This is a genomic window from Vibrio sp. D173a (assembly GCF_030248475.1).
This window is the reverse complement of record NZ_JAHGAH010000458.1, coordinates 1-1274: the sequence shown is the minus strand read 5'-3', so window position 1 is coordinate 1274 and position 1274 is coordinate 1. Positions and strand designations below refer to the sequence as shown.

Annotated in this window: 1 protein-coding gene; it reads right to left on the bottom strand. The window is 47.1% G+C overall.

All coding sequences use genetic code 11. The features are described 5' to 3' along the window. Nucleotides 1-71: 71 nt before the first annotated feature. The coding region (locus tag KIV40_RS26715; protein WP_285352203.1) for a tripartite tricarboxylate transporter permease at nt 72-1274 on the bottom strand (1203 nt) is incomplete at its 5' end.

Sequence of the window (1274 nt, the reverse complement as noted above, 5' to 3'; positions counted from 1 at the left end):
TTAAGTGATAGGAGTTAACCGCAGAGGGTGGCTTGGTTTCAAAGGTCTATCTTGAGGGAGAGATAGAATACTTATTGCTCAACTTTCACTGGCTGTGCTTTAAGTTTTTGAAAGAGTTTTACAAACAATGGGCTGCCAAGTACCAATACTGCAAGCACTGTGAATGTCAGTGTGATTGGGCGTTCCCATAAGAAGCTCAGTTCATCGTCGGAGATCATCAATGCACGACGCAGGTTCTCTTCCATTAATCCACCAAGGATAAAGCCAAGCAACAGCGGTGCGAGTGGGAAGTTTGCCAGCCTTAGTGCGATAGCAGCCATTGCTACAAGTAGCATCACAAACACGTCCATGGTGTTGAAAGAAACCAGATACACACCCGTAATGGAGAAGAACAGAATCATCGGCAACAACACGGTTCTTGGTACTGCCAACAGCTTTGAGATGTATGGGATCAGCGGTAGGTTAAGAATCACCAACACAATGTTGCCGAAGTACATGGAGATAATTACCGACCAGAACACATCTGGATGTTCAACAAACAGACGAGGACCCGGTTGAATACCGTATGCGATTAACGCTCCTAACATGATTGCGGTTGTACCAGAGCCCGGAATACCAAGGGTCAAAAGAGGAACGAAAGAACCACTTGATGCCGCGTTGTTCGCTGACTCCGGAGCGACCAAACCTCGGATGCTGCCTTTACCAAACTGTTCTTTTTTATCCTTTGGAGCTAGGTTACGTTCCATGCCGTAACTTAAGAAGGCGGCGATGGTTGCACCTGCACCCGGAAGAACACCAGTAAAGAAGCCAAGGATTGAAGAGCGAATAGAAACTGGCGCCACTTCTTTGATTTCTTCCTTGGTGACTTTCATCGAGCCAATGTTGCTCAGCTTATCTTGTTCTTCATCACGCGTGTCCTCGGAAGGCTTCAAAATGCCCATCAAAGTTTCACCAAGCGCAAAGGTTGCCATCGCCAACAATAGGAAGCTGAAACCATCCATCAAATCCGTTAGGCCAAAGGTGAAGCGTTCAACACCGACGCCTTTATCAATACCGACGGTAGATAGCATCAAACCAAGGATAGTCATCATCCATGCTTTTATTACTTGTCCTTTGCCAGCGAATGCAGCCACTGCGGATAAGCCAAGAAGCATTAGCGCAAAGTAGTCAGAAGATTGGAAGCTTAACGAGACGTTAGCCAAGGCTGGTGCCGCTACAAGCAGCATAATTGCTGAAAGCGTGCCACCAGTGAAAGAAGAGTAAGCCGCCAGTGC